This is a genomic window from Falsiroseomonas oleicola (genome assembly GCF_019029495.1).
Taxonomy (GTDB): Bacteria; Pseudomonadota; Alphaproteobacteria; order Acetobacterales; family Acetobacteraceae; genus Falsiroseomonas; species Falsiroseomonas oleicola.
Genome location: NZ_JAERQM010000002.1, coordinates 47,486 through 60,806, shown reverse-complemented (window position 1 = coordinate 60,806; position 13,321 = coordinate 47,486). Strand labels below are relative to the sequence as shown.

Annotated in this window: 14 protein-coding genes; 4 read left to right on the top strand and 10 right to left on the bottom strand. The window is 71.0% G+C overall.

Annotation, left to right across the window (positions count from 1 at the left end; all coding sequences use genetic code 11):
- Positions 1-3: 3 nt before the first annotated feature.
- From JJQ90_RS07240 to JJQ90_RS07230, 3 genes are read right to left on the bottom strand one after another with little or no spacing between them, the layout of a single operon-like run.
- Positions 4-2,652, bottom strand: a complete 2,649-nt coding sequence (locus JJQ90_RS07240; RefSeq protein WP_216873941.1) for a DUF4175 domain-containing protein — start codon at positions 2,650-2,652, stop codon at positions 4-6.
- On the bottom strand, positions 2,649-3,992 hold the full coding sequence (gene lysA, locus JJQ90_RS07235; RefSeq protein ID WP_216873939.1) for a diaminopimelate decarboxylase: 1,344 nt from the start codon (positions 3,990-3,992) through the stop codon (positions 2,649-2,651). Before lysA ends, JJQ90_RS07240 begins: the two co-directional genes overlap by 4 nt.
- Before the next feature lie 49 nt (positions 3,993-4,041).
- Positions 4,042-4,650 (bottom strand): NAD(P)-dependent oxidoreductase, encoded by a 609-nt coding sequence (locus JJQ90_RS07230; RefSeq protein ID WP_216873938.1) that lies wholly within the window; start codon positions 4,648-4,650, stop codon positions 4,042-4,044.
- Positions 4,651-4,755: 105 nt separating this feature from the next.
- On the opposite strand from JJQ90_RS07230, the gene JJQ90_RS07225 reads away from it, so the two are divergent.
- Entirely contained in the window at positions 4,756-5,157 is a 402-nt protein-coding gene (locus JJQ90_RS07225) for a winged helix-turn-helix transcriptional regulator (protein ID WP_377098122.1), read from the top strand.
- On the opposite strand, the gene JJQ90_RS27260 is transcribed toward JJQ90_RS07225, so the two are convergent.
- On the bottom strand, positions 5,147-5,272 hold the full coding sequence (locus JJQ90_RS27260) for a hypothetical protein (RefSeq protein WP_268958605.1): 126 nt from the start codon (positions 5,270-5,272) through the stop codon (positions 5,147-5,149). The two genes, JJQ90_RS07225 and JJQ90_RS27260, sit on opposite strands and share 11 nt — an antisense overlap.
- Entirely contained in the window at positions 5,269-6,663 is a 1,395-nt protein-coding gene (gene argH, locus JJQ90_RS07220) for an argininosuccinate lyase (protein ID WP_409349069.1), read from the bottom strand. Before argH ends, JJQ90_RS27260 begins: the two co-directional genes overlap by 4 nt.
- Positions 6,664-6,680: 17 nt before the next feature.
- Here argH and JJQ90_RS07215 point away from each other — a divergent pair, with 17 nt between their 5' ends.
- Together JJQ90_RS07215 and JJQ90_RS07210 are read left to right on the top strand one after the other, a co-directional pair.
- On the top strand, positions 6,681-7,259 hold the full coding sequence (locus JJQ90_RS07215) for a TlpA disulfide reductase family protein (RefSeq protein ID WP_329959398.1): 579 nt from the start codon (positions 6,681-6,683) through the stop codon (positions 7,257-7,259).
- 12 nt (positions 7,260-7,271) lie between these two features.
- The gene (locus JJQ90_RS07210) at positions 7,272-8,507 is read left to right on the top strand and encodes an aminopeptidase (RefSeq protein ID WP_216873936.1); all 1,236 of its coding nucleotides are present in this window, start codon (positions 7,272-7,274) and stop codon (positions 8,505-8,507) included.
- A gap of 2 nt (positions 8,508-8,509) precedes the next feature.
- On the opposite strand, the gene JJQ90_RS07205 is transcribed toward JJQ90_RS07210, so the two are convergent.
- The 5 genes from JJQ90_RS07205 to JJQ90_RS07185 form a co-directional block, all read right to left on the bottom strand.
- A complete protein-coding gene (locus JJQ90_RS07205) occupies positions 8,510-8,827 on the bottom strand; it encodes a helix-turn-helix domain-containing protein (RefSeq protein WP_216873934.1) in 318 nt (105 codons plus the stop codon).
- A complete protein-coding gene (locus JJQ90_RS07200) occupies positions 8,817-9,092 on the bottom strand; it encodes a hypothetical protein (protein ID WP_216873932.1) in 276 nt (91 codons plus the stop codon). Before JJQ90_RS07200 ends, JJQ90_RS07205 begins: the two co-directional genes overlap by 11 nt.
- Before the next feature lie 112 nt (positions 9,093-9,204).
- Complete coding sequence (locus JJQ90_RS07195; RefSeq protein ID WP_216873930.1) at positions 9,205-9,945, bottom strand: SDR family NAD(P)-dependent oxidoreductase; 741 nt, start codon at positions 9,943-9,945, stop codon at positions 9,205-9,207.
- Positions 9,946-9,967: 22 nt separating this feature from the next.
- Positions 9,968-11,554: a GMC family oxidoreductase gene (locus tag JJQ90_RS07190; protein ID WP_216873928.1), complete on the bottom strand. Its 1,587-nt coding sequence runs from the start codon at positions 11,552-11,554 to the stop codon at positions 9,968-9,970.
- A gap of 2 nt (positions 11,555-11,556) precedes the next feature.
- Complete coding sequence (locus JJQ90_RS07185) at positions 11,557-12,552, bottom strand: Bug family tripartite tricarboxylate transporter substrate binding protein (RefSeq protein ID WP_216873926.1); 996 nt, start codon at positions 12,550-12,552, stop codon at positions 11,557-11,559.
- A 192-nt stretch (positions 12,553-12,744) separates the two neighbouring features.
- On the opposite strand from JJQ90_RS07185, the gene JJQ90_RS07180 reads away from it, so the two are divergent.
- Positions 12,745-13,197: a cytochrome c gene (locus JJQ90_RS07180; protein WP_216873924.1), complete on the top strand. Its 453-nt coding sequence runs from the start codon at positions 12,745-12,747 to the stop codon at positions 13,195-13,197.
- Positions 13,198-13,321: the final 124 nt, after the last annotated feature.

Sequence of the window (13,321 nt, the reverse complement as noted above, 5' to 3'; positions counted from 1 at the left end):
CCGTCAGAAGCGCCGCAGCAGCCGGTCGATATAGTCCAGCTCCTCCTGCGGCCGGGTGCGTTCGGCGCCGCGCTTGCGCAGTTCCTCCTGGATCCGGCGGGTGCGCAGCAGTTCGGCCTCATCCGGCACGCGGGTGTCGCTGCCATTGTCCTGGGCGCCGGGGGCTTCGCGGGTGCGGCGGCCGAGCGGGTCGCGGCCGGGACCCTGGTTCTGGGCCTGGTCGCTGCCCTCCCCCTGGCCCTGGCCCTCGCCCATCATCTGGCCCTGCCCCTCGCCCTCGCCGTCCTCCTCGCCCTCGCCGGGCTCGCCCTGGCCGAACTGGCGCTGCATCTGCTGCGCCATCTGGCGGCTGCCCTCCTGCAATTCGCGGATCGCGGTCTGCTGCGCCTCGCGGGCATCGCGGCCCTCGGCCAGCGCCTCCTGCGCCTGCCGCATCGCCTGGTCGGCGCGGCCGAGGGGGGCGGGGATCTCGCCGGTCAGGTCGCCGAATTGCTGCATCACCTCGCCGAGCGCCCGGCGCAGGGCGCGCTGGGTGCGGGCTTCACGGGCTGCTTCCTCCCGCGCCGCGGCGTCGGCCTCGCGGCGCTGCTGCTGCTGCGGGTCCGTCTGCTGCGGCACCTGCTGCTGCGGGCGCGCCCAGGGCGCGCGGTTCAGCAATTGCTGGGCGCGGCGCTCCGCCTCCTGCCGCTGGCTCTCGGCCTCCGCCCGGCGATGGCCGCTGTCGAGCATCTGGGTCTCGCGGCGCACCATGTCCTGCACCACGCCCATCTGCTGCTGGCCGCGTTCGCGCTGCTGGCGCTGGCGCTCCCGCGCCTCGGCCTGGGCGGAGCGGCCTTCCTCCAGCGCGCGCAGCATCTCCTCCAGCTCCGCCAATTCGCGCTCGGCGTCCTGAGGGCGGTTCTCCCGGTTCGCCTCCCGCATCCGCTCCGTCCGGCGGTCCAGGTCGCGGCGGTTCATCAGGCGGTTCTGCGGATCGGTGGTCATCGATTCCGCATTTTCCTGCTGCAGGCGCTCGGCCAGCGCCTCCAGGTGCCGGCGGATGGCGTCGCGCAGCTCCTGGATGCGGCGATCGGCCTCGGCGCGCTGTTCCTGGTTCTGCTCCGGCGACTGCTCCGCATTCTGCTCCTGCTGGCGAAGCTGTTCCTCCAGCGCCTCCCGCAAGGCGGCGCGGGCCTGTTCCAGGGCGCGGGCGGTGCGATCGGCGCGGCCTTCCTCCAGCGCCAAGGCGGTTTCCCACATCGTCTCCTGCGACTCGCCCACCGCCTCCGGCCGCAGGTCCAGCTCCAGCCGGTGGCGCGCACTGCGCAAGGCGAGGAAGGTGGTGGTGTCGTGCTCGAAGGCCTCCGGCGCCTCGGCCAGCCCGTCCAGCTCCACCATCGCCGCCATGCGCGCGGTGGGGTCGAGCGACAGGGCCTTGCGGATGGCGATCAGCGCCTGGGCCACCGGATGGCTGAAGGCGCGTTCCGGCAGGGTGACGGTGGCGGCGTCGGAGCGACCCTCCTGCCCCGCCCCGTCCCGCGCCAGAAGCTGCACCTGCACCTCCAGCCCCGCCCAGGGATGGGCCGAGAGATCGGGGCCGGAGACGCCATTCGCCTCGCGCGGCTGCACGCTGGGCAGATTGATGTCGAGCAGATGGGCCGGCGCCTGCGGCCGCGCCGCCAGCCGGATTTCCGTGACGAGGCTGGCGAGGCCCCAGTCATCCTCCGCCTGCCAGGGCAGGCGCAGCGCCAGGCCGCGCGCGGCGCGGGCGGGCGCCTCGGTGAAGCGGGCGATGGGGGGCTGGTCGGCCTGCACCGTCAGGGTCCAGCCCGCCACCTCGAAGCCGCCCCGGCGGATGGCGAGGCGGGTGCCATGGTCAAGCTGGGCCTCCGCCGCCCAGGACCGGGCATCGAGCGCGCGGAAGGGCGTCGCCGCGCTGCCGATCTGGAGTTCCGGCGTGCCGCCGCTGCCGCCCGACAGCGCCACCTGCAACTGGCTGCCCTGCGGCACGGTCAGGCTGCCGCCGGCGGCATCGAGGAAGATCGGCGCGGCGCCGGTATAGGCCGGTGGCGTCACCCAGGCCTCCAGCCGCAGCGCCGGCACCGGGGTGGCCAGGCCGAGATGCGGCAGGAAGGCGCGGCGCAGCCGTTCCGGCGCCTCCGGCCCCGCGACCACCAGCGCGGCGCCCAGCGCCAGGCCCAGTCCGGCGCGCAGCGCGATCGGGTCGCGCCGCGCCAGCCCCGGATGCGGCAGGCCGACGCGCAAGGCGCGGATGGAGGCGCTTGCCCGGCGGCGATGCGCCGCCCAGACCGCCAGCGCCACCGGGTCATCCCCCGCCGGCCGGTCGGCCAAGGCGGCGAGCGGGCGGTGGGCGAGGCCGGAGGCGGATTCCAGCCGGCGGTCGGCCTCCTCCACCCGCGGCACCGCCAGCCCACGAAAGCCCTGGCGCGCGGCGAGGATCACACCGGCCAGGAAGGCCAGGGAGAGCAAGGCCTGCCCCCAGCCCGGCAGCATCAGCGGCAGGCCCAGCAGCGCCACCAGCAGGAACAGCCCGAAGACTCCGAGCGGCGGCCACAGGGCGGGCCAGAGCCGTTCCCAGCCCAGCGCCAGCCTCGCCAGGCGGCGGCGGCGCCTCAGGCCGCGAAGCGGGGAGGCAGCCGCCGGATCCGTCATGCGTCGAGCCACTCCGGCACATGCTGCCCGGCGAGCAGCGCTTCCTGCGTCTGGCGTTCCCGCACCAGGGCGAATCGGTCCCCATCGACCAGCACTTCGGCGGCCAGAGGTCGGCTGTTGTAGGTGCTGCTCATCGCCGCGCCGTAAGCCCCCGCATCCAGGATGGCGACCAGACTAGCCGGGGCGAGGCTGGGAATGCCACGACCTCGGGCAAATGTGTCCCCGCTTTCGCAGATCGGCCCGACGATATCGGCCGGCGCCAGGGGGGCGGCGAAATCCGCCGGCGCGACCGGAACAATGCCATGCCAGGCTTCATACATGGCGGGCCTGACCAGATCGTTCATCGCCGCGTCCAGCACGACGAATCGCCGCGCCTCGCCCAGCTTCTGCAGCACGACGGAGGTGACCAGCACGCCGGCCGGCCCGGCGATCCAGCGCCCCGGCTCCACCATCAGCTCCACGCCGAGATTGCCCAAGGTGGCGGAAATGGCGCCGGCCAGGGCGGCCGGGCTCGGCGCCGGCTCGTCGCGATAGGGGATGCCGAGGCCGCCGCCGCAATCGACGCGCTCCACGCTCAGCCCCTGGGCGCGCAGGGTGCGGACCAGGTCGGCCAGATGGCCATAGGCGGTGCGATAGGCGCCGACCCCGGCGGTGATCTGGCTGCCGATATGCACGGCGACGCCGATCGGCTGGATGCCAGGCAGGCTGGACATGCGGGCATAGAGCGCCGGGGCCTCCCCGATCGCGATGCCGAACTTGTTCTCCGACTTGCCGGTGGTGATCTTGGCGTGGGTCTTGGCGTCCACATCCGGATTCACCCGCAGGGCGACGCGGGCGACACGGCCCATGGCGGTCGCCACGGCGGAGATCATCTCCACCTCCTCCGCGCTTTCGGCATTGATCTGCTGGATGTCCTCGGCCAGGGCCAGGCGGATTTCGGCCAGGGTCTTGCCGACGCCGGAGAAGACGATGTGGGCGGCCGGGATGCCGGCGGCGCGGGCGGCGCGCAACTCGCCCTCACTCACCACATCGGCGCCGGCGCCCTGTTGGCCGAGCAGCCGCAGCACGGCGAGGTTGGGATTGGCCTTGACCGCGAAATGCACCTGCGCGCCCAGCCGCGCCTCCTTCAAGGCACCCTGCAGCGCGGCCAGGCGCCGGCGCAGCGCCCCGGCGGAATAGGCCCAGACCGGGGTGCCATGGGCCGCAGCGATGCGCGCCAGCGGCACCTCCTCCATCATCAGGCCCGCCAGCGGGTCCATGCGCAGATGCGGGCGGAGGGCGAGCAGCTCGGCGAAGCTGGGGTCGGGGTCCGGGTGAAGCAGGGGAGCGGGTGCGGCCATGCCCCTATTCTGGGGGTCCGGGCCGCACTCGCCAAGCTTTTGCTGGCGCTCAGTAGCCGACGGTAAAGCGCTGGCGCGAATGGGCCGGGCGCTCCACCTCATCCACCATCGCAATGGCGTAGTCCGCGAAGCTGATGCTGCTGCCTTCCGGCGTGCTCAGCAACTGGTCGCCGCCGAGGCGGAAGCTGCCGGTGCGCGGGCCGGGGATGAACATCAGGGAGGGGGAGAGGAAGCTCCAATCCAGCACCGTCTCGCCGCGCAGCAGGTCGAGGAAGGCGGCGCCGCCAGTGGCCTCCGGGCGATATTCCTCCGGGAAGCCGGGGGCATCGAGCAGCCGCAGGCCCGGCGCCACTTCCAGGCTGCCGGCACCCCCCACCACCAGGTAGCGTGGCACGCCGGAGCGGCGCACGGCCTCGATCAGCTTCGATGGGTCGCTGGTGGTGAACAGCACGGCGCTGATAACCGCATCATGCCCGGCCAGCAGGGCGGCCAGGCCCGCCACGTCGCCGGCATCGCCCTGGCGGGCGGTGACATGCGGCAGCGCCGGCACGCGGTCCGGGTTGCGGACGATGGCGGTGACGGCATGGCCGCGCGCCACGAGTTCCTTGAGGATTTCGGAGCCGGCCTGGCCGGTGGCACCGATGAGGGCGATCTTCATGGTCTGGTCTCCAGAGTGGTTTCTGTTGGAGACCAGATGCCAATTCTCCTACCAAGTGAAAAGAAGGCACTTTTCACTCACCTGGTTGCCTCGGGGAAACCGGCCATGCCCACGATCGAGATGCCCCTGACGGACATGATGACGATGACGCCCGATACCTATGCGGTGAATTGCCCGACCCGCGTGGTGCTGGATCGGATCGCCGACAAATGGGCCGTGCTGCTGCTGGGGCTGCTGGCGGAAGCGCCGATGCGCTTCAACGCGCTGCGTCGGCGGGTGCAGGGCCTGTCGCAGAAGATGCTGTCCCAGACCCTGAAGGGGCTGGAGCGGGACGGGCTGGTGCGCCGTACCGCCTTCCCCACCGTGCCGGTCACGGTGGAATACGCCATCACCCCGCTCGGCGCGACGCTGGCGGAGCGGCTGGACCTGCTGCGCGATTGGGCCGAACGCCACATCGCGGAGGTCCAGGCCGCCCAGACCCGCTACGATCAGGCCCTCAGCGGCTAGGGTAGCTCCGCGGATAGGTGATGTTCTCCGCCGGGCCGGGGGCGCGGATGCCGCCCGAGCGACCACAGGCGGCCAGCGTGCCGGCCACCAGCAGCAGGGCGATGAACAGCTTCATGCGAGCTTCTCCTGCCATTCGGCCGCCATCCGCGCGACGTTTTCGGGCGCCGTGCCGCCGAAGGAGGTGCGCGACCGGACGGAGGCGTCCACCGTCAGCACATTGAAGACGCCCTGGCTGATCCGCGGTTCCACCTGCTGCATCTGGGCGAGGCTCAGCCCGGCCAGGTCCACGCCCGCCGCCTCCGCCATCGCCACCAGCTTGCCGGTGACGTGGTGCGCGTCGCGGAAGGGGAATTTCAGCTCCCGCACCAGCCAGTCCGCCAGGTCCGTCGCGGTGGAGAAGCCAGCGCCGGCGGCGACCTTCAGCCGCTCCGGCTGCGGCTGCATGTCGCGCACCATGCCGCCGGTGGCCGCGAGGCACAGCGCGAGAGTCTCGGCGGCATCAAAAATGCCTTCCTTGTCCTCCTGCATGTCCTTGCCATAGGTCAGCGCCAGGCCCTTCAGCACGGTCAGCATGCCCACCAGCGCGCCGAACACACGGCCGGTCTTGCCGCGCACCAGCTCCGCCGCATCCGGGTTGCGTTTTTGGGGCATGATGGAGCTGCCGGTGGTGAAGGCGTCGGACAGCTTCACGAAGCCGAAGTACGGGTTGGTCCAGATCACCACCTCCTCCGCCAGGCGGGACAGGTGCGTCACGCACATGGCGCAGGCGAACAGGAACTCGGCGGCGAAGTCGCGGGAGGCCACGGCATCCAGGCTGTTGCGCATCGGCTGATCGAAGCCCAGCGCGGCGGCCGTCATGTGCCGGTCGATCGGGAAGCCGGTGCCGCAGAGCGCGGCGGAGCCCAGGGGGCTTTCGTTCAGCCGCTTGCGGCAATCGGCCAGCCGGCCGCGGTCGCGGGACAGCATCTCGACATAGGCCAGCAAATGGTGGCCGAAGGTGGTGGGCTGGGCGGGCTGCAGGTGGGTGAAGCCGGGCATGACCGTGCCGGCATGTTCCGCCGCGCGCGCCACCAGCGCCCGCATCACATCGGCAATCTGCCGGTCCAGCCCATCGATCGCATCCCGCGTCCAGAGCCGCACATCCAGCGCCACCTGGTCGTTGCGGCTGCGCGCGGTGTGCAGGCGCTTGCCGGCCTCCCCGATCCGCTCCGTCAGCCGAGCCTCGATGTTCATGTGGATGTCTTCCAGCGCATCGCTGAAGACAAATTTTTCGGATTCGATCTCCTCGGCGATATCCGCGAGGCCCTGGCGGATGGCAGCCTCGTCCTCCGCGCTGATGATCCCCACATGCTTCAGCATCGCCGCATGGGCGAGGCTGCCGGTGATATCCTGCCGCCACATCTTGCGGTCGAAGCCGATGCTGGCATTGATCTCCCGCATGATGGCGGAGGGGCCTTCGGCATAACGCCCGCCCCAGAGGTCATGGCTCGCACGCTGTTCGGTCACGGAGGAGGTCTTTCGTAGTGCAGAGGATATATGGCGGCCGCCGCGGGTTCCTGCAGCTTGCCGCGGGCGCGACCCTACTCGCCACGGCGGGGGGACGCCAAGCCACGGCCAACGGCCTGCAGCGCCTGACCGAGCATCCCGAGCCCCAACCCCTGCCCGAGGGCCTGTCCTTCACCGATGCGGAGGGCCGCCAGACCGGCTTCGATGCCTTCCGCGGCAAGGCCCTGGTGGTGAATTTCTGGGCCACCTGGTGCCCCCCCTGCGTGGCGGAGATGCCGGCGCTCGACCGGCTGCATGCACAACTGGCAACGGAGGGGGTGGAGGTGCTGGCCCTGTCCAACGACCGCGGCGGACGCGCCCAGGTGGAGCCCTTCTACCGGCGCACCAATCTGCGCCATATGGCCATCTGGCTCGACCCACGCGGCGCGACCGGCCGGGCGCTGGGCGTGCGGGTGCTGCCCACCACCCTCCTGATCGACCGGCGCGGGCTGGAAGTGGCACGGCTGATGGGGGAGGCCGAATGGGACCAGCCGCCCGTGGTCGCCGCTATCCGCCGGTTGACCCGCACGCCCGCGCCCACGACGACACGTAGCTAGGATAAAGCTGACATGACCGATTTCGCCACGCGGCTCGACAGACTGGCGGCGCTCGCCGTGCGCGTCGGGCTGAACCTCCAGCCGGGGCAGGAGCTGGTGATGACCAGCCCGGTGGAGGCACTGCCGCTGGTCCGCCGCATCGCCGTCCACGCCTACCAGGCCGGCGCCACGCTGGTGACGCCGCTGATCGGCGATGACGAGGTGGCGCTCGCCCGCTACCGCCACGCCGCGCCGGACGCCTTCGATGTCGCCCCCGGCTGGCTGTTCGAGGGTATGGCCCAGGCGTTTCGCGGCAATGCGGCGCGGCTGGCCGTGGTGGGCGAAAGCCCGACCCTGCTGGCCGGCCAGGACCCGGAGAAGGTGGCACGGTCGAACCGCGCGCGCTCCATCGCCTATCGCCCGGCGCTGGAGCTCATCACCAGCTTCGCCATCAACTGGAACCTCGTTCCCGCCTCCACCCCCGGCTGGGCGAAGGAGGTGTTTCCGGGCCTGCCGGAGGAGGAGGCCGTGGCGAAGCTGTGGGACGCCATCTTTGCCGCCTGCCGCGTCGATGTGGCCGATCCCGTGGCCGAATGGGCGGCGCATAATGCGCGGCTGCACGCGCGCACGAAGTATCTCAACGACAAGGACTTTCTTGAATTGCGCTATCGCGGGCCGGGCACCGACCTGACCCTCGGCCTGGCGGACGGCCATCTCTGGGCGGGCGGGGCGGAGCCGGCGAAGAACGGCATCACCTGCAACCCCAACATCCCGACCGAGGAGGTATTCACCACCCCGCACCGCCTGCGCGTCCACGGCACCGTCCGCTCCACCAAGCCGCTCGCCTATGCCGGCACGCTGATCGAGGACATCGTGGTGCGTTTTGCGGAAGGCCGGATCGTCGAGGCGCATGCCTCCAGGGGCGAGGAAGTGCTGAAAAAGGTACTGGAGACGGATGAGGGGGCGGCGCGGCTGGGGGAGGTGGCGCTGGTGCCGCATTCCTCGCCGATCAGCGCGAGCGGGCTGCTGTTCCGCAACACGCTGTTCGACGAGAACGCCGCCAGCCACATCGCCCTCGGCCAGGCCTATACGACCTGCCTGCGGGATTCGGTGGGCGTGCCGATGGACCGGCTGGCGGCACGCGGCGCCAATGCCTCGCTGATCCACATCGACTGGATGATCGGCAGCGGGGAGTTGGATGTGGACGGCGTGACGAAGGACGGGGCGGTGGAGCCGCTGATGCGGGCGGGGGAATTCGTGGCGGTGTGAGATCAGCGCGGGGTGGTGGCGGCGACGGCCCGTTCCACCGCCTCCGGCTCACGCTCCATCACTTCCAACAGCAGGCGCGCCGCAGGGTCCGGCGCGCGGCGACCCTGTTCCCAGTTGTTCAGCGTGGCGGCGGGGATGCCGAATTTTTCCTCAAAGGCGCGTGCGGTCTTTGCCAGGCGTTTGCGGATGGTGCGTATCCGCTCCGGCGGCATCGGGTTGCGATTGACCACATGCAGGGCACCGCGGCCCTGTTGCCAGTCCCGCACCTCCTGAAGCGCCTCGACCAGGCCGGCGCCAAAACCCTCACGATCATCCGCCATCCTCGATCTCCTTCAGCAAGGCGATGACTTGGCGACGCTCGTCCGGTGTCAGGTCATCCGCCTCGTTCTTGGCGTAGGCGCGCAGAAGGGCGACCAGCCCGCCCTCCAGCAACAGGGCGTAGATGCAACGCCCTCCACCCCGCTTGCCGCGCCCACCGAAGCCAAAGCGCAACTTACGCAGGCCTTTCAGGCCCGGTACCACGTCACCAGCCGTCGGCCGGGTGGCAATCGTGGCTTCCAGCGCTTCAAGCTCGACCTCCGTCATGGCCAGCCTCTTCACATCCTTCATGAAGCGGCGGGTGCGGAGGAATTGCACGCGGATCAGATATACGCCATTGGCGGGTCAGGGCAAGGAAAATACGCCACTGGCGCTATTTCTACGTCTCCGTGCCGCCATTCACCTGCAGCATCTGTCCATTGATGAACCCGCCATCCGCCGAGACCAGCAGCCGCACCATCGCCGCCACTTCCCGCGGCTGGCCCATGCGCCCCACCGGCACGCGAGACACCATCTTCTGGCGGTATTCCGACGGGTTGGTATCCTCGTCGTCGGAGGCGATCGGCCCCGGGGAGATGGCGTTGACGGTGATGCCCTTCGGCCCGAACTCCTTGCCCAGCGACTTGGTCAGGCCCCAGAGCCCGTGCTTGGAGACGGAAACCGGCGCGCGGCCGGCATAGCCGTGGATGGCATTCATCCCGGTGAAGTTGACGATGCGGCCCCAGCCGCGGTCCAGCATGCCCGGCAGGCAGGCCTGGGACAGCCAGATCGCGGCCTCCAGATCCACCGACATCACCCGGCGCCAATCCTCGGCGGTGGTTTCCAGGAAGGCCTTGGCGGGGCGCAGCGCGGCGTTGTTCACCAGCACGTCCACCGCCCCGAATTCGGACAAGGCGGCGGCAGCGATGCGGCCGCAGGCGGCGGGGTCGCCGACATCGCCCATGGCCACCAGTGCCTGAACGCCCAGGGCCCGCGCCTCCGCCGCCACAGCCTCGGCCGCCGCCTGGTTGGAGGAGCCGTTGATGACGACGTTGAAGCCATCCCCGGCCAAGGCCAGCGCCACGGCGCGGCCGATGTTGCGGCCCGCGCCGGTGATGAGGGCGGTTTTGCGGTCTGTCATTCTGGTCTTGTCTCCCGGATCGTCATGCGGCGCGTCGTAGGAAGTCGGCGCAACGCTCGCCTACCATCAAGGCCGCCGGCTGGATATTCGGGGAGGGGATCAGCGGGAAGACGCTGGCATCCGCCACCCGCAGCCCGGTGACGCCGCGCACCCGCAATTCCGGGTCCAGCACCGCCCGGCTGTCCGTGCCCATCCGCGCCGTGCCGCAGGGGTGGAACACCGTGCCGGCCGTCGCCCGGATGTTCTCCTCGAGCGCCGCATCGCTGGTGCCCTGCGGGCCGGGGCGCAGTTCTTCCTCGATCAGCCCGGCAAAGGGCGCGCTGGCGGCGATGCGCTGCGACAGGCGGGCGGCGCCGAGCATCACCCGCAGATCGTTCGGATGATCCAGGTAGTTCGGCCGGATCACCGGCCGGTCCGCCGGATCGGGCGTGGCCAGCGTCAGCCAGCCACGGCTGTCCGGCCGGCAAGGCCCGTAATTCCACATCACGCCGGGGAAGGGGTGCAGCCCCTGGCTGTAGTCGAACGTCGAAAAGTTGACGAAGAGAATCTGCGCCTCCGCCTCCTCCGCGCCCGGGGTGATGCGGGCGAAGGCCGTCGCCTCCCCGGCGCCGATGGCCAGCGGCCCGGCACGCCGCAACAGCCAGTCGAGCCCCATGGCGCCTTTTCGGAAATTGCTGCCCAGGATCTCGTTCAGCGTGCCGCAGGGTTTCGTGCGAAAGATGAACTTGGAGATCAGATGGTCCTGGAGGTTGCGGCCGACATCGGGGCTGTGCGCCACGCTCTCGATGCCGAAGTCCCGCAACGCCGCCGCATCGCCGATGCCCGACAGCATCAGCAGCTTCGGTGATTCGATCGCCCCCGCGCTCAGCACGATTTCCCGGGCGGCGCCAAACACCCCCTGCCCCGTCTGCACCCCCACCGCGCGGCCATCCTCGAACAGGATTCGCTGCACGGTGATTCCGGTCTCCACCCGCAGGTTCGGCCGCCGCATGGCCGGATGCAGATAGGTGCGGGCGGAGGAGGATCGAAAGCCGTTGCCGACATTGAGCTGGATCGGCCCGGCGCCCTCGATCGGCCCACCGCCATTCACATCGGTGAAGCGCGGCAGCCCGGCGGCGACACAGGCCTCCACGAAGGCCCGCGCCGCCGGCGCCAGCCGCTTCGGCTCACTGACCCGGATCGGCCCATCCTTGCCGCGCGCCTCCGAAGGCGGCCCCTCCCAGCTTTCCAGCTTGCGGAAGAAGGGCGCCACCTCCTCATGCGACCAGCCGCGCGCGCCGGATTGCGCCCAGCGGTCATAGTCGTTCGGGCTGCCGCGCAGGAAGACCAGCCCGTTCACCGAGCCCGACCCGCCCAGCACCCGCCCGCGCGGCCAGTGGATGGCGCGGCCCGCCAGCGCCGCCTCCGGCTCCGTCATGAAGCGCGGATCGTAGCGGCCGGTGCCGTACAGCTTGGCATAGCCCATGGGCAGCCGGATCCAGGGGTCGCGATCCGGCGGCCCCGCCTCCAGCAACAGCACGCGGCAGGACGGATCCTCCGACATCCTGGCGGCAACGACGCAGCCGGCGGAGCCGCCGCCAATGACGATGATATCGGCGGCGGCGTCCATGCTCAGGGCTCCAGCCGCACGCCGGTGCGTTCCACCACCTGGCGGAATTTTGCGAGTTCCGCCTGGAAGAAGGCGGCGGCATCGGCCGGGCTGTTCGGCCGGGTCCAGGGCGCGACGCCCGCGGTCAGCAGGCGGTCGCGCAATTGCGGCTGGGCGATCGCCTCCCGGATCGCGCGGTTGATCTGCGCGGTCACCGCCTCCGGCATGCCCTTCGGGCCGATCACGGCGAACCAGTTCTCCAGGTCGAAGCCGGGCAGCGCCGTCTCGTTCAGGGTGGGGATGTCGGGGAAGGAGGGAAAGCGCTCCATCCCCGTCACCGCGATGCCGCGCACCCGCCCGTCCCGCACCTGGCCGGCGGCGGAGGCCAGCACCGCGACGCCCCATTGGGTCTCCGCCTTGGCGATGCTCTCCACCATCTGCCCGCCGGAACGGTAGGAGATATGCGGGAAGCGACCACCCAGGCCGATGACATGGGTCAGCATCTCCCCCGACAGATGCGGCATGGAGGCGACGCCGGAGGAGGCGAAGGGCATCTGTTCCGCCTGCCCCTCTCGCATCCGCGCCACCATCTCCGCCGGGTTGCGCACCGGCAGGTTCGGCTGTGCCACCACGATCATCGGGGCCGTGCCAACCACGGCGACATGGGTGAAGTCCGCGACCGGGTCGTAGCGCGTGCCGCCGACCACGGCATTCGGCGCCAAGGCGTGGGACGACGCCTCCACCAGCATCAGCACATGCCCATCCGTCGCCTGCCGCCGCAGCCAGTCGCTGGCGATCATGCCGGAGGCGCCGGGCCGGTTTTCCACCACCACGCGTCCGCTGGCGCCCAGCGCCGCCCCCATGCGGTCCGCCAGGAGGCGGGAGGTGATGTCGGTGGACCCACCGGGCGCGTAGCCGACCACGAGGTTGATGGTCCTGTCGGGAAAGGCCAGGGCCGGCGGGGCCAGTGCGGTGGTCAGGCCGGCGGCCATCGCCAGGCCGAGAAGGCTGCGTCGCATCGTCATTCACGATCCTCCCAGATCTTGTTGCGATCAGCCTCGCGCCGCCGCGCGGGGCGCGCAAGTCCCGCGCCCCGCCACGACCGGCATTGGTTGCGAAGTGCAACAGGCGGCATGGTCACACAGCGATGCGTTGTGGCGCCGGGCCAGTGCTGGCAGTCTCATCCTTCGAGAACCGAAAGGATGTCACGCATGCGCGTTTGGTTGACGGCAGCCGTTGCCCTGGTTTCGCTGGGCATCACCGGTGCCGCCATGTCCCAGGATGTGGTGGCGGAACGCCGCGCGGGTCTGCGCGGCCTCGGCCAGGGCATGGAGGCTGTGGCGCAGGCCGTGCAGTCGCGCGGCGACACGCGGGCGCTGGTGCCGCGGATCGAGGCGATGTCGGCCTTCATCGCGACCCTGCCGACCCTGGTGCCGACCGCCAGCCTGACCCCGCCACAGCCCCAGGGCACCCAGCCGGGCCAGACCCGCGCTTTGGCGGCCATCGAGGCCGACCGCGCCGGCTTCCAGACCCGCGCCACCAACATGGTGACCGCCTTCGCCGCGCTGAAGACGGCGGCCGAATCCGGCACCATCCCCGCCGACCTGCTGCGCAGCACCGGCGGCACCTGCGGCGCCTGCCATCAGCAGTTCCGCGCGAGGTAAACCTCGCGCCCCTCAGGCGCCGGGCGCGGCCTCCGGCCGCTTGGCTCGCCGCATAGGCGGCGGGCCGCATTCGCGGCCTCGGCCGGCGGAAGAAGCCGGCCGCAGGTGGTGCAGACATCGACTC

Excerpts from the sequence above, each read along its gene's own strand:
- JJQ90_RS07240 (WP_216873941.1), bottom strand. The coding sequence starts at position 2,652 with ATGACGGATCCGGCGGCTGCCTCCCCGCTTCGCGGCCTGAGGCGCCGC.
- lysA (WP_216873939.1), bottom strand. The coding sequence starts at position 3,992 with ATGGCCGCACCCGCTCCCCTGCTTCACCCGGACCCCGACCCCAGCTTC.
- JJQ90_RS07230 (WP_216873938.1), bottom strand. The coding sequence starts at position 4,650 with ATGAAGATCGCCCTCATCGGTGCCACCGGCCAGGCCGGCTCCGAAATC.
- JJQ90_RS07225 (WP_377098122.1), top strand. The coding sequence starts at position 4,756 with ATGCCCACGATCGAGATGCCCCTGACGGACATGATGACGATGACGCCC.
- JJQ90_RS27260 (WP_268958605.1), bottom strand. The coding sequence starts at position 5,272 with ATGAAGCTGTTCATCGCCCTGCTGCTGGTGGCCGGCACGCTGGCCGCC.
- JJQ90_RS07210 (WP_216873936.1), top strand. The coding sequence starts at position 7,272 with ATGACCGATTTCGCCACGCGGCTCGACAGACTGGCGGCGCTCGCCGTG.
- JJQ90_RS07205 (WP_216873934.1), bottom strand. The coding sequence starts at position 8,827 with ATGGCGGATGATCGTGAGGGTTTTGGCGCCGGCCTGGTCGAGGCGCTT.
- JJQ90_RS07200 (WP_216873932.1), bottom strand. The coding sequence starts at position 9,092 with ATGACGGAGGTCGAGCTTGAAGCGCTGGAAGCCACGATTGCCACCCGG.
- JJQ90_RS07195 (WP_216873930.1), bottom strand. The coding sequence starts at position 9,945 with ATGACAGACCGCAAAACCGCCCTCATCACCGGCGCGGGCCGCAACATC.
- JJQ90_RS07190 (WP_216873928.1), bottom strand. The coding sequence starts at position 11,554 with ATGGACGCCGCCGCCGATATCATCGTCATTGGCGGCGGCTCCGCCGGC.
- JJQ90_RS07185 (WP_216873926.1), bottom strand. The coding sequence starts at position 12,552 with ATGCGACGCAGCCTTCTCGGCCTGGCGATGGCCGCCGGCCTGACCACC.
- JJQ90_RS07180 (WP_216873924.1), top strand. The coding sequence starts at position 12,745 with ATGCGCGTTTGGTTGACGGCAGCCGTTGCCCTGGTTTCGCTGGGCATC.